Here is a 24,363-nt window from a genome sequence, read left to right as displayed (position 1 = left end):
GCGTGGTCGGTGAACACTGCCTTTAAGATTCAAGCAGGGCGGGCTCCATCTGGATGCCGCCCTTTTTTGTGCAAGAGATTATGCAAAGCAGCAGCAACCTATTTCCTGTCGCCCTGATCAGCGCCGAACGGCGCGGTGATCTGAGCGAAGATGTCTATCGTTTGAAACCCGGTAACAGCCCCGACTTCACCGTCGAACTGGCTGTGACACGCCTTGGCATGGCCGATGGGTCGTCCTCCCGTGGTGTGCCGGTGATCCTGCTACACGGCAGCTTTTCCAATCGCCGGTTCTGGTTTTCTCCCAAGGGCCTGGGGTTGGGTGCTTACCTGGCCCGCCTGGGGTTCGACGTCTGGATTCCGGAAATGCGCGGTCACGGCCTGTCCCAGCGTAACCACGACTACCGTAAGAACCGTGTCGCCGACTACGCACGCTATGATCTGCCGGCCATTGGCGCGTTCGTGCGCGAACAGAGCGGGCAGGTGCCGCACTGGATCGGTCACTCGCTGGGCGGTACTACGTTGGCCGCAGCGTTGGGTGGCGAGTACATCGGTGAGCCGGTCGTGGCCTCGGCGGCGTTTTTCGGTACACAAGTCAGCCGCACCTACTGGCCATTGAAGATTCCGCCGGTGGAGTGGAGTGGTCGCTTCATTCTCAAGCGTTTTGCCCAGTTGTCCGGTTCAAGGCTCAAGCGCGGTCCGGAGGACGAGCCCATCGGCCTGGCCCTGGAAAGCATGCGCTGGTTTGGCTTGTTCGGGCGCTTCGGCGATGCCGACAAGGACTGGTGGGCAGGCCTGGCCGAGGTCAAGTTGCCCGTATTGGCGGTCAGTGCCGCGGGTGATCATCAGGACCCGGCCTGGGCGTGTCGCAAGCTGTTCGAGCAGTTCGGTTCCGAGCACAAGCAATTCATCAATCTGGGGCGCGAGCAGGGCTTCGGCGACAATTTCGGTCACGTGGAAATGCTCGTCAGCAAGGCAGCCCAGGCTGAAGTCTGGCCTTTGGTGACGCGCTGGTTGGCCGATCAGCAGACACCTTTGCCGGGCGCGCAACAGGATTTGGCCGCGGCAATCTGAGCCTGACGCTCTAACAAGGGCATTTCGCTCTGGTCGGCTTGCGGCTAAGATATGACGCATTGAGCTGTTCTGGTCACTTTGCGTGGCTGAGCCATCACTGATGTTCGTGCTGTCTTCCTCTTCACAGGAGTTTCTCGATGATCCATTACCTCACGCCTGACCTGTGCGATGCCTATCCGGAACTGGTGCAGGTGCTGGAACCGATGTTCAGCAATTTCGGCGGCCGTGATTCCTTCGGTGGCGAAATCGTGACCATCAAATGCTTCGAGGACAACTCGCTGGTCAAGGAGCAAGTCGAGCTCAAGGGCGATGGCAAGGTCCTGGTGGTCGATGGCGGGGGCTCTCTGCGCCGTGCGCTGCTGGGTGACATGCTCGCCGAGAAAGCGGCCAAGAATGGCTGGGAAGGCCTGGTGATCTACGGTTGCATCCGTGACGTCGACGTCATCGCGCAAACCGACCTGGGGGTTCAGGCACTGGCCAGCCACCCAATGAAAACCGACAAGCGCGGTATCGGCGATCTCAACGTTGCCGTGACCTTCGCTGGCGTGACCTTCCACCCGGGCCATTACATCTATGCGGACAACAACGGCGTGATCATCTCGCCCAGCCCGCTGAAAATGCCTGAATAAAGCGCGGGTCGACCAAAGGAGTGCGGATGTTCGAGGAAGAAAACGCGCAATGGGGGCTGGTGCATGCCCTGGTACTGGACGGTAAAGGCGGCGCGCGTTCGATTGCCCGGACTGAACTCGATGACTTGCAGCTGCAGGCCCATGAAAGCCTGTGGCTGCACTGGGATCGCAGTCATCCGCAAACCCGGACCTGGTTGCGCAAATCCAGCGGTCTTAGCGAATTCAGCTGTGACCTGTTACTCGAAGAAAACACCCGTCCGCGACTTTTACAGCTTTCCGACAGCGAACTGCTGCTATTTTTGCGCGGGGTCAATCTGAACCCCGGTGCCGAGCCGGAAGACATGGTGTCGGTGCGGATCTTCGGCTCTGCCCAGCGTGTCATTTCCCTGCGTTTGCGTCCGTTGCGTGCCACCGATGAACTGCTGGTGCAACTGTCCGAGGGCAAGGGGCCGAAAACCGCCTCCGAACTCATCCTTTGCATGGCGCAGTACCTCACCAACAAGGTGCAGGATCTGGTCAGCTGTCTCTCGGAAGTGGTCGATGAGGAAGAAGAAAAACTGGATGCCGACGAACGGTATACTCCTGAGCACGGATCGGTTTTGCAGATTCGTCGCCGGGCGGCTGCGTTGAAGCGCTTTCTTGCTCCGCAGCGGGACATTTTCGGGCAGTTGACGCGAATCAAGTTGCCCTGGTTCGTCGAGGATGATGGTGATTACTGGAACGAATTGAACAACAGCCTGACTCGTTATCTTGAAGAGCTGGAATTGACCCGGGAGCGAGTGGGGCTGGTTCTGGAGGCTGAGGACCGTCGCTTGAGCGTGCGCATGAACCGCACGATGTATCGCTTCGGGATCATCACCGGGATCTTTTTGCCGATGAGTTTTCTGACCGGGCTTTTGGGGATCAACGTCGGTGGAATTCCATTCTCTGCCAGCCCTTACGGCTTTCTGATCGCCTGCCTGATGATGGTCTTGGTGGCGCTGGGGCAGTGGTGGTTGTTCCGACGTTTGCGCTGGGTCTGAGGGAAACCATGTGACCCGACCAAATCTGACCGCGTCTCCCACAGACATCACGAGAGGTGCGTATGCACGATCCGTTTGAACAGTCTTTACGCGACATGCTCAACGCCTCACCGTCCACCCGGGACGACGATGCGTGCCTGGGGCGTGTGCTGAAAACCGCCAACCGCCAGGTCGGCGCCGGTGATTTGTTCAGTCTGCTGGGGCGCTGGTTGCCCGCACTGATGATCGCCCTCAACAACGGATCGGCCCATGTCGCGCCGGTATCCCGTCTTCGTAAACCTACTGCTCGCACTGCTGATAAGGCTGATTGAATATGGAACTTGATCTCTGGACTCAGAGCCTCGTCACTGCAATGACTGCGTTGTGGACCAAGGTTGCGAACTTCATTCCGAACCTCTTCGGCGCACTGGTTGTGCTGCTGTTGGGTTTTGTCGTGGCCAAGCTGCTGGACACCTTGCTCTCCAAGTTGCTCGCCAAATTGGGCCTTGACCGCTTGATGGGCGGCACCGGCCTGACCAAATTGCTGTCCCGCGCAGGGTTGCAAGTTCCTATTTCGACCCTGATCGGCAAGATCGTCTATTGGTTCGTTCTGCTTATTTTTCTGGTTTCTGCGGCAGAATCTCTTGGCCTTGAGCGAGTTTCAGCTACGCTGGACATGCTTGCGCTGTATTTGCCGAAGGTATTCGGCGCGGCGCTGGTGTTGCTGGTAGGTGTGCTGCTGGCGCAACTGGCCAACGGACTGGTGCGCGGAGCAGCAGAAGGCGTGGGTCTGGACTATGCTTCAGGGCTTGGGCGGATTGCCCAGGGCTTGGTGATCATCATTAGTATTTCGGTTGCGATCAGCCAGTTGGAGGTCAAGACTGACCTGCTCAACCATGTGATCGTGATTGTGTTGATAACCGTTGGTCTGGCGGTAGCGCTGGCCATGGGGTTGGGAAGCCGGGAAATTGCCGGCCAGATTCTTGCGGGAATCTACGTGCGTGAGCTGTACCAGGTTGGGCAACAAGTGCGGGTTGGCGAGGTCGAAGGCCAGATCGAAGAGATCGGCACGGTTAAAACCACATTGCTGACCGATGAGGGTGAGCTAGTCTCTCTTTCCAATCGGATTCTCCTTGAGCAGCATGTGAGTAGCCGCTAACCCGGCAAACCCTGCTAATGTATGCCGCCGCAAAATGCCTGCTCACGCTGGCAGCGGCGGACATTGACCTGACTGTCGGCCCGACTTGTTTTGAATAAAGCCCAATCGTTATCCATGCGCTACGACCCCCGCGAGCTCTCTGATGAGGAGTTGGTCGCGCGCTCGCATACCGAGCTGTTTCACGTAACACGCGCTTATGAAGAACTGATGCGGCGTTACCAGCGAACATTATTTAACGTGTGCGCACGCTATCTCGGGAACGATCGCGACGCAGACGATGTCTGTCAGGAGGTCATGTTGAAGGTGCTGTATGGCCTGAAGAACTTCGAAGGTAAATCGAAGTTCAAGACATGGCTATATAGCATCACGTACAACGAGTGCATCACACAGTATCGGAAGGAAAGGCGAAAGCGTCGCTTGATGGACGCATTGAGTCTTGACCCCCTCGAGGAAGCGTCCGAAGAAAAGACGCCGAAACCTGAGGAAAAGGGTGGACTTGATCGCTGGTTGGTGTATGTGAACCCGATTGACCGGGAAATTCTGGTGCTACGATTTGTCGCAGAGCTGGAGTTTCAGGAGATCGCAGACATCATGCATATGGGTTTGAGTGCAACAAAAATGCGGTACAAACGCGCTCTAGATAAATTGCGTGAGAAATTTGCAGGCATTGCTGAAACTTAGTTCAGCGCAAATATCTCTTACGTGTAGGCAAGTTCTGTTAGACTTGCCGCCGAGTTGTCCCCCGGTTTGCGGGACTGCTTCACAATCACCAGATGGGGATTTAACGGATGAAACTGAAAAACACCTTGGGCTTGGCCATTGGTACTCTTATTGCCGCTACTTCGTTCGGCGCATTGGCACAAGGCCAAGGCGCAGTTGAAGGCGAGCTCAACTACGGGAAGAAGTACAACGACAGCGTTAACAACGTTGAAGACGGCTACACTCCTGGCGCCTCCATCGGTTACTTCTTGACCGACGACGTATCGTTGAACTTGACCTACAACAATGACGACCACACCCGTTCGAACAACGGTACTGGTAATCAGAAAATCGAAGGCGACCAGTTCGGTCTGAACGCTCAGTACCACTTCAACAACGCTGGCGACGCTCTGCGTCCTTACGTTCAAGGTGGTGTTAAGCACGGCAGCATGACCAACGTAGCCGCTGACGGCCACACCGGTCGTGACCAGTCGACTTTCCTGACTGCTGGCGCTGGCCTGAAGTACTACTTCCTGGAAAACGTCTACGCTCGTGCTGGCGTAGAAGCTGACTACAAGCTGGACAACGGCCGTTGGGACTACATCCCGTCCGTAGGTCTGGGTGTTAACTTCGGTGGCGGCAACAAGCCTGTCGCTGCAGCTCCAGCTCCAGAAGTTTGCTCCGACAGCGACAACGACGGCGTTTGCGACAACGTTGACAAGTGCCCTGACACCCCAGCCAACGTAACTGTTGACGCTGATGGCTGCCCAGCTGTTGCTGAAGTCGTTCGTGTAGAGCTGGACGTGAAGTTCGACTTCGACAAGTCGGTAGTCAAGCCAAACAGCTACGGCGACATCAAGAACCTGGCTGACTTCATGAAGCAGTACCCATCCACCACCACTACTGTTGAAGGTCACACTGACTCCGTCGGTCCTGACGCTTACAACCAGAAACTGTCCGAGCGTCGTGCAAGCGCCGTTAAGCAAGTTCTGACCAACCAGTACGGTGTTGAGTCGTCCCGCGTTCAGTCCGTTGGCTACGGCGAATCCCGCCCAGTTGCTGACAACAAAACTGAAGCTGGTCGCGCTGTTAACCGTCGCGTAGAAGCGCAGGTTGAAGCTCAAGCTAAGTAATTAGCTCGCAGCTCTGAAAAGCCCGGCTCAGGCCGGGCTTTTCTTTGTCTGCGATTTGGTGAAACAGCTGAAACTACGCTGACTGATCCGCCGCCATCACAGGCAAATCATGCTCCCACAGGGATTGAGTTGCACTGGCTGCCACTGCGCCGATCACCAGTATGGCAGGGCTTTTCAGCTGGAATCTGTAGGCCGCTTCATCCATTTCTGTAAGAGTGCTCCGACATTCCCGTTGATGGGGCAAGGAAGCATTTTCAATCATGGCCACGGGCGTATCCGTCGCCATGCCACCGGCCATTAGCTGCTCACGGATTTCACCGAGCTTGGCCACTCCCATGTAAATCACCAATGTCGTTCCGCCTTGAGCCAGTGCCTGCCAGTTCAATTGGCTGTCGTCCTGGGTGTGTGCGGTGACCAGCGTGACACCACGGGCGACACCGCGCAAAGTCAGCGGAATATCGCATTGCGTTGCCCCCGCCAGCCCGGCAGTGATGCCGTTGACCAACTCGGCTTCGACCCCACGCTCACGCAACCACTGCGCTTCTTCACCACCTCGACCGAAAATGCACGGATCTCCGCCCTTGAGCCGGGCCACGCATTTACCCTGCCGGGCATAACGAAGCATCAGGCGATGGATGAACGCTTGCGGGGTGGAGCGGCAGCCACCGCGCTTGCCCACCGGGATGATCCGTGCCCCGGGGCAATGCTCGAGTACCGCGACATTGACCAGGTCATCGATCAGCACCACATCAGCCTCGCGCAAGGCGCGTACCGCTTTCAACGTGAGCAACTCCGGATCACCCGGGCCCGCACCTACCAGCCAGACTTTTGCACTCATAGTGTTTTCCTCACGAGAAGACGGTGATTGGCTGCGCCGTGGCAGCCAGCAGGCGTTTGATTTCCGGAACGCAGGACCCGCATTGCGTGCCGCAACCCAGTTCTTGCTTGAGTCCCTGCAAGTCCAAGCCGCGGCTGATGCCAGCGCAGATCGCGTTCTGGCCGACGTTCTTGCAATTGCACAGGATCTTGTTCGCGTTGACGGGCGCGTCGAGATTGCCCGGTGGTGCGCTCAGCGGCGCAAGCAACCAGCGCCGCAGTTGCTGGTCCGCGCGACCTTCGAGCCACAGCCCCTGCAACCAGTGCTGGGCAAGGGTTTCACCGGCCAATCGAATGGCAGTGATCCGGCCATTTTCGATCCGCACGCGCTTGCCGATGGCCCGTCGAGGGTCGTCGTAAGCCAGCACCGGGCCGTCATCGAGCGCCAGGTTTTTATCGATTTCGCTTAGCAGCTCTGCCGAAGGTGCTGAAGTATTGGCCGCCCGTACAAGCAGGGCAGGGCGCTCGCGACCAACAAGGCTGAGGCTGACGTAGGAAAACGCCTCACAGAGCGGTCGTAGCGTCTCAAAATGCCGTTGAACATCGCCCTCGATCAGTGCGAACAGTTTCCAGGGCAAATCCACCGGATCCAGGCGAACGCCGCTGTGTTTAAGTTCGGGCTGTTTTGACAAAGGATCGAATGCGGGCAGGGTGAGGCTGTTCACCCCGCCCTTGAGAAAACGGTCGCCCCAATGCATCGGCAAAAAGGCCTGGCCCGGGCGCACGCTGTCATCGCTGGCAACCGCGACGACGACGGCGCCGCGTCGGCTTTTCAGGCTGACCAGATCCCCAGGCTGCAGGCGATGGCGGCGCAGTTCGTCCGGGTGCAGGCTCAACTCCGCTTCGTTGACATGGCCGAATAGCTGCGCGGCTGTGCCGGTGCGGCTCATGCCGTGCCATTGATCGCGCAGGCGGCCGGTGATCAGGGTCAGCGGGAAGCGAGCATCCCGTTGCTCTTTGGCGGCGCGATACGGATCGGCCACGAACTTTGCGCGCCCATTGGCAGTGGCAAATATCCCGTCGACGTACAGCCGTGCCGTACCTTCAACGGCACCCACAGGGAAGGGCCATTGCTGCGGGCCGAGACGATCGATCAGTGCATGGCTGATGCCGGACAGATCCAGGTCGCGGCCTTGAGTCAGTTGTTTGTATTCGTCAAAGACCTGAGCGGGATTATCAAATTCAAACAGGCTGGTTTGGCCGGGACGCAGGTGTTTTTCCAGACGTTGTGCGAAATCTACGGTGATTGCCCAGTCCGGCCGCGCCTCACCCGGTGCGACGATTGCCTGGCGTACGTGGGAAATGCGCCGCTCGGAGTTGGTCACGCAACCTTCCTTTTCACCCCAACTGGCAGCGGGCAGCAGAAGGTCGGCGAACTTCGCGGTTTCAGTGGTGCTGAAGGCTTCCTGCAGCACCACGAACGGGCAGGCTTGCAAGGCTGCGCGCACGGCCGTCTGGTCCGGCATGGATTGCGCGGGGTTGGTACAGGCGATCCATAGCGCCTTGATCTTGCCGTTGCGCACTTGCTCAAACAGCTCGATTGCGGTGAGTCCGGGATTTTCCGGCAGTTGCTCGACGCCCCAGTAGGACGCGACTTGCTCACGGTGTTGTGCATTGGCGGCGTCACGGTGGCCGGGCAGCAGGTTGGACAAACTGCCGGTTTCCCGCCCGCCCATGGCATTTGGCTGACCGGTGAGGGAGAAAGGTCCGGCGCCGGGACGACCGATCTGCCCGGTGGCCAGGTGCAGGTTGATCAGTGCACTGTTTTTCGCGCTGCCGGCGGTGGACTGGTTAAGCCCCATGCACCACAGCGACAGAAAGCTCGGTGATGTGCCGATCCACTCGGCACATTGCTGCAATTGCCCGAGGCTGATTCCGCAGAGCTGCGAAACCATTTGCGGCGTGTAGTCACGCACCAGGTTTTTCAGCTCGGCCAGGCCTTCGGTGTGGTCCCGGATGAAGTCACGATCGATCCAGTCTTCCCACAGCAGCAGATGCAAAATCCCATGGAACAGGGCGACATCGGTGCCCGGCAAGATCGCCAGGTGCAGGTCAGCCAGATCGCAGGTGTCTGTACGACGAGGGTCAATGACGATGACCTTCATCTGCGGCCGGCGGGATTTGGCGGCTTCCAGCCGGCGAAACAGCACCGGGTGAGCGTAGGCCATGTTGCTGCCGACGATCATCACGCAATCGCTCAGCTCCAGGTCTTCGTAGCTGCAGGGCGGGGCGTCGGCACCCAGGCTGCGCTTGTAGCCGACCACCGCCGAGGACATGCACAGGCGCGAATTGCTGTCGATGTTGTTGGTGCCTACCAGGGCACGTGCCAGCTTGTTGAAGGCGTAGTAGTCCTCGGTCAACAGTTGCCCGGAAATGTAGAACGCGACGCTGTCCGGGCCATGTTCGGCAATGGTCGCGGCAAACACGCTGGTAGCGTGATCGAGGGCGGTATCCCAATCGGTTCGGTGACGGGCCAGGCCTTTACCGAGACGCAGTTCGGGGTACAGCGCCCGCGCCGTCAAGTCGCCGGTCAGGTGCAGGGTCGAACCCTTGCTGCACAGTTTGCCGAAATTGGCCGGGTGCGCCGGGTCGCCGCTGACGCCGAGGATGCGCTCGCCGTCGTGTTCGATCAGCACGCCACAGCCGACCCCGCAGTAACAGCAGGTGGATGCAGTGATCTGGCGGTCCATCAGCCTGCATCCCGCAGGGCCAGCATCACTCGGCCATTTTCCACCCGGGCGAGATGGTGATGGGCACAGCCGATGTCCGGGGCCAGGGCTTCGCCGCTTTCCAGGTCGATTTGCCAGTTGTGCAACGGGCAGGCCACCCGCTTGCCATAGACCAGGCCTTGGGACAACGGGCCGCCCTTGTGCGGGCAGCGGTCGTCAAGGGCGAACACTTCGTCGTCGCTGGTACGAAAAATCGCGATGTCTCCCTTTGGCCCGGCGATGATCCGCGAGCCCAGGGCATTGATCTCTTCCAGTGCGCAGATATCCAGCCAGTTCATGCCAGCACCTCCAGGTTTTTCACGGGGATGACGTCGAATTCTTTTTTCAGCTGGGGCTGTTCCAGGCGTTCCTTCCACGGGTCCTGTTCGAACGACAGCGAGAACTGCAGGCGATCGTTGAGCGCCTTGCGCCGCTCCGGATCTTCCAGCACGGCTTTCTTGATATGTTCCATGCCGACCCGTTGCAGGTAGTGCACGGTGCGTTCGAGGTAGAAGGCTTCTTCGCGATAGAGCTGCAGGAATGCACCGTTGTATTCGCGCACTTCTTCGGCGGTCTTCAGCTTGACGAAGAACTCCGCGACTTCGGTCTTGATCCCGCCGTTGCCACCGATGTACATCTCCCAGCCGGAGTCCACACCGATAATTCCCACATCCTTGATACCGGCTTCCGAGCAGTTGCGCGGGCAACCGGAGACAGCCAGCTTCACCTTGTGCGGCGACCACATGTTGAACAGGTCATGTTCCAGTTCAATGCCAAGTTGTGTGGAGTTCTGGGTGCCAAAGCGGCAGAACTCGCTGCCGACGCAGGTTTTCACCGTACGGATGGATTTGCCGTAGGCGTGGCCGGACGGCATGTCCAGGTCTTTCCACACCCCCGGCAGGTCTTGCTTGCGGATGCCCAGCAAGTCGATGCGCTGGCCACCGGTGACCTTGACCATCGGCACGTTGTACTTGTCGGCGACGTCGGCAATGCGCCGCAGCTCTGAAGGGTTGGTCACGCCGCCCCACATCCGAGGGACTACAGAGTAGGTGCCGTCTTTCTGAATGTTGGCGTGGGCGCGTTCGTTGATCAGTCGCGATTGCGGATCGTCCTTGGCTTCCCCAGGCCAGGTGGAAATCAGGTAGTAGTTGAGCGCCGGCCGGCAGGTGGCGCAGCCGTTGGGTGTGCGCCAGTTGAGGTAGCTCATGGTGCCGGCGATTGTCAGCAGGTGCTGCTCGCGGATGGCCTGGCGGATTTGCCCGTGGTTGAGGTCGCTGCAGCCGCAGATGGCCTTTTCGCTTTTCGGTTTGACGTCCGCAGCGCCGCCCACGGTGTTGATCAGGATCTGTTCGACGAGGCCGGCGCAGGAGCCGCAGGAGCTGGCAGCCTTGGTGTGTTTCTTGACGTCGTCGACACTGAACAGCCCGTGTTCCTGAATGGCCTTGACGATGGTGCCCTTGCACACACCGTTGCAGCCGCAGACTTCGGCGGTGTCGGCCATGCTCATGGCTTTGTCCTGGCCCTGATGTCCTACATCGCCAAGTGCATTTTCACCAAACATCAGATGATCGCGGATCTCGCCGATGGCGTGATTCTCACGGATCTGCCGGAAATACCAGCCGCCATCTGCCGTATCGCCGTACAGGCAGGCACCGACCAGCACGTCATCCTTGATCACCAGTTTCTTGTAGACCCCGCCAATCGGGTCCGAGAGGGTGATGGTCTCGGTGCCTTCACCGCCCATGAAGTCGCCGGCGGAGAACAGGTCGATGCCGGTAACCTTCAATTTGGTCGAGGTCACCGACCCCTTGTAGGTGGCAAAACCCAGTTGGGCGAGGTGGTTGGCGCAGACTTTGGCCTGTTCGAACAGCGGCGCCACCAATCCATAGGCGATGCCGCGGTGACTGGCACACTCACCGATGGCATAGATCCGTGGGTCGTAGGTTTGCAGTGTGTCGTTGACCAGAATCCCGCGGCTGCACGGAATGCCGGATTTCTCCGCCAGTTCGGTATTGGGGCGAATGCCGGCGGCCATCACGACCAGGTCGGCGGGGATGATGTCGCCGTTCTTGAATTGCACCGATCCGACCCGGCCGTTGCCCGCGTCGTGCAAGGCCTGTGTCTGCTCGCACAGGCGAAAGTGCAGGCCGCGAGATTCCAGCGCGCTTTGCAGTAGCTGGCCGCTGGTCTTGTCCAGTTGCCGTTCCAGCAACCACTCGCCGATATGCACCACGGTCACGTGCATGCCCCGCAGCATCAGGCCATTGGCGGCCTCCAGACCGAGCAGGCCGCCGCCGATCACCACGGCGTGACGGTGGGTTTTCGCGGTGTCGATCATGGCCTGGGTGTCGGCGATGTCACGGTAGCCGATCACGCCCTCAAGGGTGTTGCCGGGAATGGGCAGGATGAAGGGCGTCGAGCCGGTGGCGATCAGCAGGCGATCGTATTCGGCTTCGCTGCCGTCTTCGGCGATGACCCGGCGCTTGACCCGGTCGATCTCCACCACCTTGCGGTTGAGCAGCAGCTTGATGTTGTTTTCCAGGTACCAGTCCAGGTCGTTGAGCACGATCTCTTCGAAGGTCTGTTCGCCCGCCAACACCGGCGACAACAGGATGCGGTTGTAGTTGGTGTGCGGTTCGGCGCCGAAGACCGTGATGTCGTACAGCTCAGTGCTCAGTTTGAGCAGCTCTTCCAGGGTCCGGACCCCGGCCATGCCGTTGCCGATCATCACCAGTTTTAGTTTTTTCATCAGGTTCTCCGGGGAGCTCAGGCCTGCCTCATCAGGGTTCAGGCCATGCTCGACAAATTTTGCGCAAACAAAAAAAGGCGTCCCGCTAGTTGCCTAGCGAGGACGCCTTTGTCCTGGTCCCGTTCTCTCGGGAAGTGCAACCTTCGTCGTTGAAGCCTGCGCTGTATGTCTGTTGCAAGAGGTAATGCAGTGGTTATGCCAAGTCGCTCGAATCCCGTGTTTGTTGGCTATTTCCCCGTTCGCAAGGACAGAGCCGTAAGGGAATGCACCGATTCAAGGCGCATTGCCCGTTAATGGAGCGCAACCACCAGCAGCACCAGGTTCAGCAGCAAGGACACCAGCGCCAATGTCCGCCAGACTTTCAGCGGCTCGCGCTCCAGCAAGGGCTTGGGGCGTACGCTCAAGCTGCGGCGTTCGCCCTGTTCCATCAGCAGCAGCCATTCTTCCGCCGTTTCGAAACGCTGGTCGGGGGCCGCTGCCACGGCGCGCTCCAGGCTATGGGCGATCCAGTCCGGCAGGTCGGGCCGGTAGCGGCTGGCGTCGACCGGGAGGCCAAACCTCGGGCGTTGGAACGCTTCGATTTCGCCATAGGGATAGTGCCCGGTGAGCAGGAAATACAGGGTCACACCGACGGCATACAAATCCTGCCGTGGCGTCGGTACATCGCCGCGAAAGGCTTCGGGCGCGATGTAACTGGGTGTGCCCGGCAGCGCCCAGGGCAGGTCTTGCGAAAGCCCGGGACAGTAGGCGAGGCCGAAATCCAGCAGGCGCAACTCACCATCGTCCCCCAGCAACAGGTTTTCCGGTTTGATATCGCGATGCAGGATCTGCCGTCGATGCAGCAGGCCGACCGCTCGCAGCAAGCGTTCGGCGATGTCTTGCCACTGGGGCAGCGGCAAGGGGCCGCTTTGTTCATGCCGTTGGGCCAGGGTAGCGCCCGAATACTCACGCATCACGTAGTACAAATGCTGACGCTGACTGGCGGCATGGACTTCAGGAAAATGTCGACCGGCCACGCGTTTGAGAAACCATTCTTCCGACAGTAACGCTTGCCCGGCCTGGTGATCGTCGTGCAAACGCCCCGGCAGGGTTTTCAGCAGCCAGGGTTGTTGCTGGCTGTCGCGAACGCGATAAAGCAGTGATTGCTGGCTCTGTGCGACGATCCCCTCGACCTGCCAGCCTTCGAACGCCTGACCCGGTTTCAGGGCTGGCGGCAGTGGCCATTGCTGTAAGTGCATCAACGCATCGCCAATGCTCGCTTCGCCAAGGGCATCGACCCGCACCAGCAGAGCGCTGGCGTTGTCCTGACTGCCCGCCAGGTGTGCGGCATTGACCAGGGTTTGCGCAGCGCTGTGCAAGTCCGGTTGATCCCGCAGGATCGCGGCAATGGCAGTATCGCCCAGGACGGCCCAGACGCCGTCGCTGAGCAGGACGAAGCTTTCATCGACGCGCAACTCACCGTCGAGAAAGTCCAGCACCAGGTGTTGATCGAGCCCCAGCGCCCGTTTCAGCACATGCTGCATGCCCGGCTGGTCCCAGACGTGATCCTCGCTGATTCGCTGCAATTGGTCGGCGTGCCAGCGATACACCCGGCAATCGCCGACATGGGCCAGGGTAAAACGCCGGCCACGCAGGACCAGCGCACTGAGGGTGGTCAGCAGCGGTTGCCCGCCGCCATTGGCCTGCAACCAGCGGTTTTGCGCCAGCAGCAGACGATCGAGTGCCTGTGCGACGCTCCAGGTTTCCGGCGTAGCGTAGTAATCCAGCGCCAGGGCCTGCAGCGTCGAACGGGCAGCCAGACCGCCATCGACGCATTGGCTGACACCGTCGGCAATCGCGAACAGGTAACCCTTGCTCGCGGCCAGCGCCGGAGCCGGCGTGACCAGGCGCAGGGCGTCCTGGTTTTCCTCGCGAGGACCGATGGCGCTGGCTTCAGCGAAACTCAGTTGCAGGCTCATCGTGGCGTCAGACCCGCGCAGCCGTCACGGCGGCCGAACCCCAGGTGGTTCTCCAGCGACGTTTCACGCCGTGCAGACCGAACCAGGCCAGAACGCCGAGGCTGGCGAACAACCACAGCGCCAGTTGATAGCTGCCGGTGCTTTGCTTGATCGCGCCCATGCCGGCCGCAAGGGCAAACCCGCCGATGCCGCCGGCCATGCCGATCAGGCCGGTCATCACGCCGATTTCCCGGCGAAAGCGCTGGGGCACCAACTGGAATACCGCGCCATTGCCTGCACCCAGACCGAGCATGGTGCAGACGAAAAGCGCCAGTGCGGCGTAGGAACTCGGCAGGTTGAAGCCGACCACGGCAATGCAGATCGCCGCGACGGTGTACATCGCCAACAGGGTCCGAATGCCGCCGAACCGGTCAGCCAGCGCGCCACCCAAGGGACGCATCAGGCTGCCGCCGAACACGCAGGCAGCGGTGTAGTAGCCGGCAGTCACCGGGCTCAAGCCGTATTGGTCGTTAAAGTAACCGGGCAGGGCGCTGGCAAGGCCGATGAAGCCGCCGAACGTCACGCTGTAGAAGAACATGAACCACCAGCTGTCACGATCACCCAGGGCCTTGAAGTAGTCGGCGATGGATTTGGCCTTTGGCCGCTCGGGGGCATTGCGGGCCAGCCAGGCGAAGACGACCAGGGTCAGGATCAACGGAATCAGGGCAAACCCGAACACGTTGCTCCAGCCAAACGCCGCCGCCAGCACCGGGGCGATCAATGCCGCGAGCACTGTGCCTGAGTTACCCGCGCCGGCGATGCCCATGGCCTTGCCTTGGTGCTGTGGTGGATACCACTGCGAGGCCAAGGGCAGGGCGACGGCGAAGGAGGCGCCGGCCATACCGAGGAACAGCCCCAGCACCAAGGCTTGCTCGTAGCTGTGGATCCCGAGTTTCCAAGCGCCGAATAGCGCGCAGATCACGATGACCTGACCGATCAGGCCGGCGGTTTTGGGTGACAGGCGATCAGCCAGCATCCCCATCACGAAGCGCAACACCGCCCCGGCCAGAATCGGCGTGGCGACCACCAGCCCCCGTTGCTGCGTCGTCAGGTGCAGGTCGGCGGCGATCTGTACCGCCAAAGGACCGAGCAGGTACCAGACCATGAAACTCAGGTCGAAATAGAGGAACGCTGCGAACAATGTGGGTGTATGGCCGGATTTCCAGAAGCTTGAATTCATTGCGCACCTCAGCTGTGAAGAGTCTCGAAAGGAGTCATGAGCTTGCAGGTGGGGCGCCGATACGGCCGCACCACCGGCCCCGTGCTGTGGGGCCAAAACGAAAAAACGCCGCCACCCGATCCGCCAAGGGCAAATGAGGTGAGCGACGTCTTTGTCGTAGGTGGGGCAACCGCCGTTGGTTACCTGTAGTGATTACTTAGCGAGATCTGTGCCAACACTGCTTTTGTGGCGGGGTCAACCCAGCAACTCGCTCATGGCAATAATCTGCTCCGCCACTTGAATCAGCTTCTGCTGGCGGCTCATCGCCTGGCGGCGCATCAGCGTGTAGGCCTCTTCCTCGTTGCAGTCCTTCATTTTCATCAGCATTCCCTTGGCCAGTTCGATGCGCTTGCGCTCGGCCAATTGCTGGTCGCGGGCATGCAACTGGGCACGCAAGGCCTGGTCGCTTTCGAAGCGTGCCATTGCCACGTCGAGAATCGGCTGCAGGCGTTGTGCGTGAATGCCTTCGACGATGTAGGCACTGACCCCGGACTTGATCGCCTGGCGCATCACATCGGGGTCGTGTTCGTCCGTGAACATCACAATCGGTCGTGGCTGGTCGCGTGTCACCAGCACCACTTGTTCCATGACATCGCGGCCCGGTGACTCGGTATCGATCAGAATCACATCCGGACGCACCGTTTCGACGCGTTCTGGCAGGTCGATGGTCAAACCGGATTCATCGATCACTTCGAATCCGGCCTCGGTCAGGGCGGCCTTCAGGCGTCCGACTTTCTTGGCGGTGTCGTTGATCAGCAGGATACGCAGCATGTTCGTGGTCTCCTGTCAGCGGCTGGCGGATCGGTGCGAGCTGTCGCTCATGGCGTGCAGTTTGAAACTGCGGGCATAACCGGCCGGGTCCGAACCGTCCCAGATCTTGCCGTCGATCAATTGACTGCTACGCATTTGCTCGGCTGACGAAGCGACGCCGACGGCACGGGCGGCTTCACGGTAGAGGTCCAGTTGCTGGACCTGCCGGGCAACCGCGAGATAGTCCGGATCATCGCGCAACAAGCCCCAGCGGCGGAACTGGGTCATGAACCACATGCCGTCGGACAGGTACGGCAGGTTGACCTCGCCATCGCCGTGAAAGCGCAGCGCGTGCGGGTCTTGCCAGCGCTGGCCAAGGCCGTCGGCGTATTCGCCCAGCAGGCGTGGTTCGATGCAGTCCAGTGGTGCGTCAAGGTACTGCGCGGCACTGAGCAATTGTGCGGTACTGCGGCGATTCTCGGTGCTTTGTTCGATGAAGCGGCTGGCTTCCAGAACCGCCATCACCAACACCCGCGCGGTATTGGGGTATTGCTCGACGAATGCACGGGTGCAGCCGAGGACCTTCTCCGGATGATCGGGCCAGAGGGTCTGGGTCGTGGCCAGGGTGAAACCGAGGTCCTGTTGCACGGCGCTGGCGGACCAGGGTTCGCCGACGCAGAAGCCGTCGATACGCCCGGCCCGCAGGTGCGCGACCATCTGCGGTGGCGGCACCACCACGCTGTCGACATCCAGCAGCGGGTGAATGCCCTGGCTGGCGAGCCAGTAATACAACCACATGGCATGGGTGCCGGTGGGAAACGTCTGGGCGAAGGTGAGTTTTGAGCGAGTTTGGTGCACGTGCCTATCCAGTGCTTCAGGACTGGTCACTCCAAGCGCTTGCAAACCGTGGGACAGATTGATGCTCTGGCCGTTCTGATTCAGGCCCATCAACACGGCCATGTCGGTCGCGGCCACGCCACCGATGCCCAGGTGAACGGCATAAATCAGACCGTAGAGGCTGTGGGCGGCATCGAGTTCGCCGCTGACCAGTTTGTCCCGCAGGTTGGCCCAGGACGACTGCCGCTTGAGGTTCAGGGTCAAGCCGTGGGGCTGGGCAAAGCCCTGGGTGGCGGCGACAACCACCGAGGCGCAGTCGCTCAGGGCCATGAAGCCGAGATTGATTTCGGTTTTTTCCGGGGCATCGCTGCCATTGACCCAGGCCAGAGGGCCGGCTGACGGTTCGTTCATCGCGTGTTCACCTTGCAAAAAAAACGTCGTCCCGAGTTCTTGCATGAGCAGGCCGGGGACGACGCCATTGTCTTTGCACACATTCGGTCGTTGGCATGGGTGCTGGTGCCCAGAGTGGTGCAAGGCATATGCCATCGTCCGTTGATTTGATCACGCGCCTCGCTTGCCGCCCCGTTGCACGGCTATAATCGCCACCTCAATTCGCCGCCAATCGAGTCAAATCCGCCCATGTACACCCTGGCCCGTCAGCTGTTGTTCAAACTCTCCCCGGAAACCTCCCACGATCTGTCCCTGGACCTGATCGGCGCGGGCGGGCGTCTTGGACTCAACGGCTTGCTGTGCAAGGCCCCGGCGAAGGTGCCGGTGAATGTCATGGGCCTGGACTTCCCGAATCCGGTGGGGCTGGCCGCCGGCCTGGACAAGAACGGCGCGGCCATCGATGGTTTCGCCCAACTGGGTTTCGGTTTTGTCGAAATCGGCACCATCACGCCGCGTCCGCAGCCGGGCAACCCGAAGCCGCGCCTGTTCCGTTTGCCGGAAGCCGAGGCGATCATCAACCGCATGGGCTTCAACAACCTCGGCGTCGATCACCTGCTGGCCCGCGTGGCGGCGGCCAAGTACAAGGGCGTGCTGGGCATCAACATCGGCAAGAACTTCGATACGCCGGTCGAGCGTGCCGTGGACGACTACCTGATCTGCCTGGACAAGGTCTACGCCCACGCCAGCTATGTGACGGTCAACGTCAGTTCGCCGAACACGCCGGGCCTGCGCAGCCTGCAATTCGGTGACTCGCTCAAGCAGTTGCTGGCCGATCTGGCCGAGCGCCGCGCGGAACTGGCATTGCGTCATGGCAAACATGTACCGCTGGCGATCAAGATCGCGCCGGACATGAGCGACGAAGAAACCGCACAAGTTGCGCAAGCGCTGATCGAAACCGGGATGGATGCGGTCATTGCGACTAACACCACCCTGAGCCGCGTAGGCGTCGAAGGCATGGAGCATGGCGAAGAAGCCGGCGGTCTGTCCGGCGCACCGGTTCGTGACAAGAGTACCCACACGGTGCAAGTGCTGGCGTCGGAGCTGGGCGGGCGTTTACCGATCATTGCGGCGGGCGGCATTACCGAAGGCAAGCACGCGGCGGAGAAAATCGCTGCAGGCGCGAGCCTGGTGCAGATCTACTCGGGCTTCATCTACAAAGGCCCGGCGCTGATTCGTGAGTCGGTCGACGCAATCGCAGCGCTACGCTAACGAGCTTTTGTGGCGAGGGGGCTTGCCCCCGTCCGGCTGCGAAGCAGTCGTGAGCCCTATGATCGCAATGCTATTGATACACCGCATTGTTCGGTTTTAGGGCAGCTTCGCTGCCCAACGGGGGCAAGCCCCCTCGCCACAAAGGTTTGTCGCGGTGTTTCTGGCAGACATAAAAAAGGGCTCCATAAAGGAGCCCCTGGGCCGGAGCCCGCCGTCCGGATGGGACGTGCGTGGTTAATTCAGTACAAAATCAAATTGTCGTGTCGGAGTGTTGTGCCCTGTAATTAGCCGACGGCGTGAAGTTCGTTGAGTCTGTGGATTCCCGCAGTGCCGGTCATACCGTCCCAGTTGTCGCCGCGTCCTTCTCGCCAGCCGTTGATCCAGGCTTGACGTACCGACGGTAGAGTAAATGGGCAAAGCTCACGGGATTTACCACCAACGCCATATTGATATCCGCGCAAAAATGCTCTTTCCAACGGATCACGCTTAAGTCTTCTCATAGGGTGTTGCCCTCACTTGTTGACTGTATTTATCGCGTCGACCTCTATTGAGGTCTGGCAGAAAAACTCTGCCGTTGGTGGCTCGTTGCCGGCGTGACGAGCCAAGGTGTTGGCGTCATTGCGGCGCCAACCTGTATTGAGTTCTAACCAATGCGTCACATCGAGGGAATGATCGTTTTGTCATAAGGACGTAACCGTTCATGTGCTAACGCCATAAGTAACAGAGCGGTGGTAGCGTATTTATTGGCCAAACCCCGGTATGATCGGCCCTGCGCTTGATGATGGGCTTAATCCTTTACTGAGAATGGCTCCCGTTGCCGGGAGGCACTATTCGACGAAGGGTCGACTTATGACATTTTGTTGCATCAACTTTTTTATCTGTCCTTGCATCTAAGCTCATTTAACCCGGGCAGCAGGGGTGGAACGGCACACCTTCGTGCCACGCGGGCGCTCTTCGAGAAAAGCGCCTGATTGAAAACCGGACCGGCAATGCGTTGCCCGGTCACTCAGCTAAAGGTTCTGGAATTCCCATGTCCGATCATTTCGAACTCTTCCTCACTTGCCCAAAAGGCCTTGAAGGCCTGCTCATCGAGGAAGCCGTCGGGCTTGGCCTTGAGGAAGCGCGCGAGCACACCTCTGCCGTACGCGGCATGGCCACCATGGAAACCGCTTATCGCCTGTGCCTGTGGTCGCGCCTGGCCAACCGAGTGCTGCTGGTGCTCAAGCGTTTCCCGATGAAGGACGCCGAAGATTTGTACCACGGCGTGTTGGACATCGAGTGGCAAGACCACATGCTCAATGACGGCACCCTTGCCGTCGAATTCAGCGGCCATGGCTCGGGTATCGACAACACCCACTTCGGCGCGCTGAAGGTCAAGGACGCCATCGTCGACAAACTGCGCACCCCGCAAGGCGATCGTCCGTCCATCGACAAGCTCAACCCGGACCTGCGTATTCACCTGCGCCTGGACCGCGGCGAAGCCATTCTGTCCCTCGACCTGTCGGGCCACAGCCTGCACCAGCGCGGCTATCGCCTGCAGCAAGGTGCGGCACCGCTGAAGGAAAACCTCGCGGCCGCCATCCTGATCCGTTCCGGTTGGCCACGTATCGCGGCCGAAGGCGGCGCACTGGCTGACCCGATGTGCGGTGTCGGCACCTTCCTGGTGGAAGCGGCGATGATCGCCGCCGACATCGCGCCGAACCTGCGTCGCGAGCAGTGGGGCTTCACCGCCTGGCTCGGTCACGTCCCGGCGCTGTGGAAAAAACTGCACGAAGAAGCTTCCGAGCGCGCAGCGGCCGGCCTGGCCAAGACACCATTGTGGATCCGCGGCTACGAAGCCGATCCACGGCTGATTCAACCGGGCCGCAACAACGTCGAGCGTGCCGGCCTGAGCGAGTGGATCAAGATCTACCAGGGCGAAGTCGCGACTTTCGAGCCGCGCCCGGACCAGAACCAGAAAGGCCTGGTGATCTGCAACCCTCCGTACGGCGAGCGTCTGGGCGATGAGGCGAGCCTGCTCTACCTCTACCAGAACCTCGGCGAGCGCCTGCGTCAGGCCTGCCTGAACTGGGAAGCGGCGGTGTTCACCGGCGCGCCGGACCTGGGCAAGCGCATGGGTATCCGCAGCCACAAACAGTATTCGTTCTGGAACGGCGCCTTGCCGTGCAAGCTGCTGCTGATCAAGGTGCTGCCGGATCAGTTCGTCACCGGCGAGCGTCGTACTCCGGAACAGCGCCAGGTCGAGCGCGAGCAAGCCGCCTATGATCAGGCGCCGAACGAACCGCAAGAACGCAAGTTCAACAAAAACGGCAACCCGATCAAACCGACGCCGGCACCGGCTCCGGTGATCGAGCAGCCGCGCCTGAGCGAAGGCGGGCAGATGTTCGCCAACCGCCTGCAAAAGAACCTCAAGGCCCAGGGCAAGTGGGTCAAGCGCGAAGGCATCGACTGCTACCGCGTGTACGATGCCGACATGCCGGAATATTCCATGGCTATCGACCTGTATCACGATTGGGTCCACGTCCAGGAATACGCCGCGCCGAAATCCATCGATCCGGAAAAGGCCTCGGCCCGCATGTTCGATGCCCTGGCAGCCATCCCGCAGGCGTTGAACATCGACAAGAGCCGCGTGGTGGTCAAGCGTCGCGAGCGTCAGAGCGGCACCAAGCAGTACGAGCGCCAGGCGGCACAGGGCAAGTTCGTCGAGGTCAACGAAGGCGGGATCAAACTGCTGGTGAATCTCACCGATTACCTTGATACCGGTCTGTTCCTCGACCACCGGCCGATGCGCATGCGTATCCAGAAAGAGGCGGCCGGCAAACGCTTCCTCAATCTGTACTGCTACACCGCGACGGCCAGTGTGCATGCGGCCAAGGGCGGCGCGCGCAGCACCACCAGCGTCGACCTGTCGAAAACCTATCTGGACTGGGCGCGTCGCAACCTGTCGCTGAACGGTTTTTCCGACAAGAACCGCCTGGAGCAGGGTGATGTGATGGCGTGGCTCGAAGCCAGTCGTGACGAGTACGACCTGATCTTCATCGACCCGCCGACGTTCTCCAACTCCAAGCGCATGGAAGGTGTCTTCGACGTGCAGCGTGACCAGGTGCAACTGATCGACCTGGCCATGGCGCGCTTGGCGCCTGGCGGCGTGTTGTACTTCTCCAACAACTTCCGCAAGTTCGAACTGGAAGCCAATCTCGGCGAGCGTTATGCCGTCGAGGAGATCACTGCCCAGACCATCGATCCGGATTTTTCCCGCAACGCCAAGATCCATCGCGCCTGGAGAATCATGGCTCGTTGACACCTGATGTGACTGGATCCACAGAGCCTTGATTTTCAAAGGCTCTTGGATCCCATCAGTGCTGGTCAAATTAGTGGCTAATAGCTATAACACACCTCAAGGCCAAAGGGCTTTCCCGCACCTGGCGTTTTGAGTTGCGTTCTATGTCGTTGCACGCCGTGCGCCCCAAGATCCTGGGTTTTATCAGCGAAGATGCGTCGGCCTGGTTGGTCGCGTTGCTGGTATTGCTGGTCGGCGGGGTGCTCACCGGGTTGCTGGCGTGGTCGACGCTGAATCTGTTTCACCATCAATTACGGCAACGTTTCCAACTGCTGGCCAGTGAACGTTACAGCCGTATCGAAGAGCGTTTCGAAGATCAGGAGCAGCGCCTCGACGGCCTGCGCCGCTTTTTCGCCAATTCCGATTCGGTGTCCCGAGCGGAGTTCGACGGCTACACCCAACCTTTATTGCTGCGAACCCAGGCGTATTCCTATGCCCAGCGGGTCACTCGTGACGAGCGGGCGGCGTTCGAGCGTCGGGTGCGTGACGAAGGCTTGAGCAGCTTCACCCTGAGAGAACTCAACGCCGACGGCCAATTGCAACTGGCCGGCGAACGAGATGAGTACGTGGCGGTTCTGTATAGCCAGACGCAAAGCAAACTCGGCGCTCCCCTCGGTTACGACTTGCTGGCCCAGCCACTGCGACGTGCCACGCTTGATCGGGCCGATCAGCATGGCGGCATGGCGGTGTCGCAACCGATGCATCTGGTGAGTATCGAGCCGGCTTATGCGCGCGGCGTGCTGCTGGTCGCACCGGTCACGCAGCGCAACGGTCAGGACCACAAAGCCGCGAAGCCCTACGGTTATGTCATGGCCGTGATCAGCATGCGCCAGTTGCTGGCGGACGGACTGCCGGACGCCGGCCATGACTATCTCTCGGTGCGCATCCTCGATTTGTCGATCGAAGACCAGCACGAGGTGCTGTTCGAGTCACCCAACCCACCGGCCATCAGCGAGCTGTCCGCCACGCGCCTGTTGCGCATGGCCGATCATGACTATCAAGTCGATATCCAGCCCAGCGACGCGTTCGTGAAGGCCAACCATTCCTCCGTGACCAGTGTGGTGGTGTTGGGTGGGTTGCTCAGCGTGATGCTCAGTGCCTTGCTGTATGTGTTGGTCAGTCAGCGGCAGCGGGCGTTGAAACTGGTGGAGCAACGCACCCAGGAGCTGCGCGATCGAGAGCAGGAACTGCGGGGTACCCATGGCCAGTTGCGTGGCGTGCTGAATGCCGCCACCCAGGTCGCGATCATCGCCACCGACCTGCGCGGCGTCATCAGCACCTTCAACGCCGGTGCCGAGCAGATGCTTGGCTATTCCAGCGCCGAGGTGGTGGGGCACATGACCCTGGAGAGCCTGCACCTGCCCCGGGAGCTGGTCGCTCGCTCGGCAGAGTTGAGCGCACGCTATGGCAAACCGGTGCCGACCTGCCAGGCGATGCTGGTCGAAGGCGACTCGGAGGGCGACCACGAGGCGCGGGAGTGGACGCTGGTGCGTGGCGATGGCAGCCATTTGATGGTCAACATGCTCGCCACGCCCGTGCTTGACGAGCAAGGCTTGTGGGTAGGGCACCTGGCGGTGTGCATCGACATCACCGAACGCAAACGGGTCCACGAGGCACTCGCGGCGCGGGACCTGTTGTTGAAGAAACTCAGCGCCCATGTGCCTGGTGGCATTTACCAGTTCAAGATGGAGTTCGACGGGCGTTTCAGCGTGATCTATGCCAGCGACGGCATTCGCGAGATCTACGAGCTGGAACCTGATGTGCTGCTGCACAATGCCGAAGCGATCTTCACCCGGATTCACCCCCAGGACACCACCCGTGTCCGTGCCTCGATCCGCGCCTCGGCCGACACCCTCAGCCCGTGGCGCGAGGAATACCGCGTGCAATTGCCGCAACGGGGTCTGCGTTGGGTACGTGGCGAGGCCACGCCGGAGGAACTGCCTGGTGGCGGTGTGCTCTGGCACGGCTACATCTCGGACATTTCTGATATGAAGCGGGTGGAGGAGGAATTGCGCGCGCTGTCTGTCACCGATTCCCTGACCGGTATCCACAACCGCCGTTATTTCCAGGAACGCCTGACCATCGAAATGGCCCGGGTGGAGCGCGGCGGTGGGGATCTGTCGGTGATCATGCTCGATATCGACCATTTCAAGCGCATCAATGACCTGCATGGCCATGCCATCGGTGATCGGGTGTTGCAGGCCGTCTGCCAGCGGATCGGCCACCGGCTGCGTCGCACCGATGTGTTCTGCCGCTTGGGCGGAGAGGAGTTCATGGTGCTGTGCCCGGATATCAGCGGCGAGCATGCCTATGTGTTGGCCCAGCAATTGTGGCAAGGCCTGCGCTGTTCACCCATTGAAGGCGTCGGTACGGTCACCGCCAGTTTCGGGATTGCCAGTTGGCGGGTCGGGGAGGGCGCCGATGCCTTGCTGTTGCGCGCGGATTCGGGGGTCTATGCGGCGAAGCAGGCGGGAAGGGATCGGGTTGAGGAGGAGATGAATTAACCCGGGTTGTACGCGATTAATGTGGGAGCGGGC

19 protein-coding genes are annotated in these 24,363 nt (G+C 60.4%); 10 read left to right on the top strand and 9 right to left on the bottom strand.

What is annotated here, in order from left to right; all coding sequences use genetic code 11:
• Positions 1 to 80: 80 nt before the first annotated feature.
• The 7 genes from KGA96_RS24190 to KGA96_RS24160 all read left to right on the top strand — a co-directional run bounded on the left by KGA96_RS24190 (position 81) and on the right by KGA96_RS24160 (position 5,691).
• Positions 81 to 1,070 carry an alpha/beta fold hydrolase gene (locus tag KGA96_RS24190; RefSeq protein ID WP_046042898.1) on the top strand — a complete coding sequence of 330 codons (990 nt, stop codon included), beginning with the start codon at positions 81 to 83 and terminating at the stop codon, positions 1,068 to 1,070.
• Positions 1,071 to 1,210: 140 nt separating this feature from the next.
• Complete coding sequence (gene rraA / locus KGA96_RS24185) at positions 1,211 to 1,699, top strand: ribonuclease E activity regulator RraA (RefSeq protein ID WP_172435379.1); 489 nt, start codon at positions 1,211 to 1,213, stop codon at positions 1,697 to 1,699.
• Positions 1,700 to 1,725: 26 nt separating this feature from the next.
• The gene (locus KGA96_RS24180) at positions 1,726 to 2,721 is read left to right on the top strand and encodes a zinc transporter ZntB (protein WP_046042896.1); all 996 of its coding nucleotides are present in this window, start codon (positions 1,726 to 1,728) and stop codon (positions 2,719 to 2,721) included.
• Between the two features lie 62 nt (positions 2,722 to 2,783).
• Positions 2,784 to 3,032, top strand: coding sequence for a hypothetical protein (locus KGA96_RS24175; RefSeq protein WP_008017601.1), 249 nt, complete (start codon positions 2,784 to 2,786; stop codon positions 3,030 to 3,032).
• 2 nt (positions 3,033 to 3,034) lie between these two features.
• Positions 3,035 to 3,859: a mechanosensitive ion channel family protein gene (locus KGA96_RS24170; protein ID WP_008048604.1), complete on the top strand. Its 825-nt coding sequence runs from the start codon at positions 3,035 to 3,037 to the stop codon at positions 3,857 to 3,859.
• Positions 3,860 to 3,949: 90 nt separating this feature from the next.
• Complete coding sequence (sigX, locus tag KGA96_RS24165; protein WP_015096065.1) at positions 3,950 to 4,540, top strand: RNA polymerase sigma factor SigX; 591 nt, start codon at positions 3,950 to 3,952, stop codon at positions 4,538 to 4,540.
• A 107-nt stretch (positions 4,541 to 4,647) separates the two neighbouring features.
• On the top strand, positions 4,648 to 5,691 hold the full coding sequence (locus KGA96_RS24160; RefSeq protein ID WP_046042894.1) for an OmpA family protein: 1,044 nt from the start codon (positions 4,648 to 4,650) through the stop codon (positions 5,689 to 5,691).
• A gap of 73 nt (positions 5,692 to 5,764) precedes the next feature.
• On the opposite strand, the gene cobA is transcribed toward KGA96_RS24160, so the two are convergent.
• The 8 genes from cobA to KGA96_RS24120 form a co-directional block, all read right to left on the bottom strand.
• Entirely contained in the window at positions 5,765 to 6,529 is a 765-nt protein-coding gene (cobA, locus tag KGA96_RS24155) for a uroporphyrinogen-III C-methyltransferase (RefSeq protein WP_046042893.1), read from the bottom strand.
• 10 nt (positions 6,530 to 6,539) lie between these two features.
• Entirely contained in the window at positions 6,540 to 9,257 is a 2,718-nt protein-coding gene (locus KGA96_RS24150; protein WP_046042891.1) for a nitrate reductase, read from the bottom strand.
• Positions 9,257 to 9,574 carry a nitrite reductase small subunit NirD gene (gene nirD / locus KGA96_RS24145; protein ID WP_046042889.1) on the bottom strand — a complete coding sequence of 106 codons (318 nt, stop codon included), beginning with the start codon at positions 9,572 to 9,574 and terminating at the stop codon, positions 9,257 to 9,259. Before nirD ends, KGA96_RS24150 begins: the two co-directional genes overlap by 1 nt.
• Positions 9,571 to 12,024 (bottom strand): nitrite reductase large subunit NirB, encoded by a 2,454-nt coding sequence (gene nirB, locus KGA96_RS24140; RefSeq protein ID WP_151213285.1) that lies wholly within the window; start codon positions 12,022 to 12,024, stop codon positions 9,571 to 9,573. Before nirB ends, nirD begins: the two co-directional genes overlap by 4 nt.
• A 290-nt stretch (positions 12,025 to 12,314) precedes the next feature.
• Positions 12,315 to 13,982, bottom strand: a complete 1,668-nt coding sequence (locus KGA96_RS24135; RefSeq protein ID WP_223515168.1) for a bifunctional protein-serine/threonine kinase/phosphatase — start codon at positions 13,980 to 13,982, stop codon at positions 12,315 to 12,317.
• Between the two features lie 7 nt (positions 13,983 to 13,989).
• The gene (locus tag KGA96_RS24130; RefSeq protein ID WP_046042884.1) at positions 13,990 to 15,201 is read right to left on the bottom strand and encodes a nitrate/nitrite transporter; all 1,212 of its coding nucleotides are present in this window, start codon (positions 15,199 to 15,201) and stop codon (positions 13,990 to 13,992) included.
• A gap of 234 nt (positions 15,202 to 15,435) precedes the next feature.
• On the bottom strand, positions 15,436 to 16,011 hold the full coding sequence (locus KGA96_RS24125; protein WP_046042882.1) for an ANTAR domain-containing response regulator: 576 nt from the start codon (positions 16,009 to 16,011) through the stop codon (positions 15,436 to 15,438).
• Positions 16,012 to 16,026: 15 nt separating this feature from the next.
• The gene (locus tag KGA96_RS24120; RefSeq protein WP_046042960.1) at positions 16,027 to 17,238 is read right to left on the bottom strand and encodes a CmpA/NrtA family ABC transporter substrate-binding protein; all 1,212 of its coding nucleotides are present in this window, start codon (positions 17,236 to 17,238) and stop codon (positions 16,027 to 16,029) included.
• A 228-nt stretch (positions 17,239 to 17,466) separates the two neighbouring features.
• On the opposite strand from KGA96_RS24120, the gene KGA96_RS24115 reads away from it, so the two are divergent.
• Positions 17,467 to 18,486, top strand: a complete 1,020-nt coding sequence (locus KGA96_RS24115) for a quinone-dependent dihydroorotate dehydrogenase (RefSeq protein ID WP_046042881.1) — start codon at positions 17,467 to 17,469, stop codon at positions 18,484 to 18,486.
• A gap of 284 nt (positions 18,487 to 18,770) precedes the next feature.
• Here the strand turns inward: KGA96_RS24115 and rmf are convergent, their stop codons facing one another.
• Positions 18,771 to 18,986, bottom strand: coding sequence for a ribosome modulation factor (rmf, locus tag KGA96_RS24110; protein ID WP_003223300.1), 216 nt, complete (start codon positions 18,984 to 18,986; stop codon positions 18,771 to 18,773).
• A 530-nt stretch (positions 18,987 to 19,516) separates the two neighbouring features.
• Here rmf and rlmKL point away from each other — a divergent pair.
• The gene (gene rlmKL / locus KGA96_RS24105; protein WP_046042880.1) at positions 19,517 to 21,787 is read left to right on the top strand and encodes a bifunctional 23S rRNA (guanine(2069)-N(7))-methyltransferase RlmK/23S rRNA (guanine(2445)-N(2))-methyltransferase RlmL; all 2,271 of its coding nucleotides are present in this window, start codon (positions 19,517 to 19,519) and stop codon (positions 21,785 to 21,787) included.
• Between the two features lie 143 nt (positions 21,788 to 21,930).
• A complete protein-coding gene (locus KGA96_RS24100; RefSeq protein WP_046042879.1) occupies positions 21,931 to 24,330 on the top strand; it encodes a GGDEF domain-containing protein in 2,400 nt (799 codons plus the stop codon).
• Positions 24,331 to 24,363: the final 33 nt, after the last annotated feature.

The organism is Pseudomonas sp. GL-R-26 (assembly GCF_019947365.1).
Lineage (GTDB): Bacteria > Pseudomonadota > Gammaproteobacteria > Pseudomonadales > Pseudomonadaceae > Aquipseudomonas.
The sequence above is the reverse complement of the archived record's forward strand: the minus strand, read 5'-3'. Positions and strand labels throughout refer to the sequence as shown.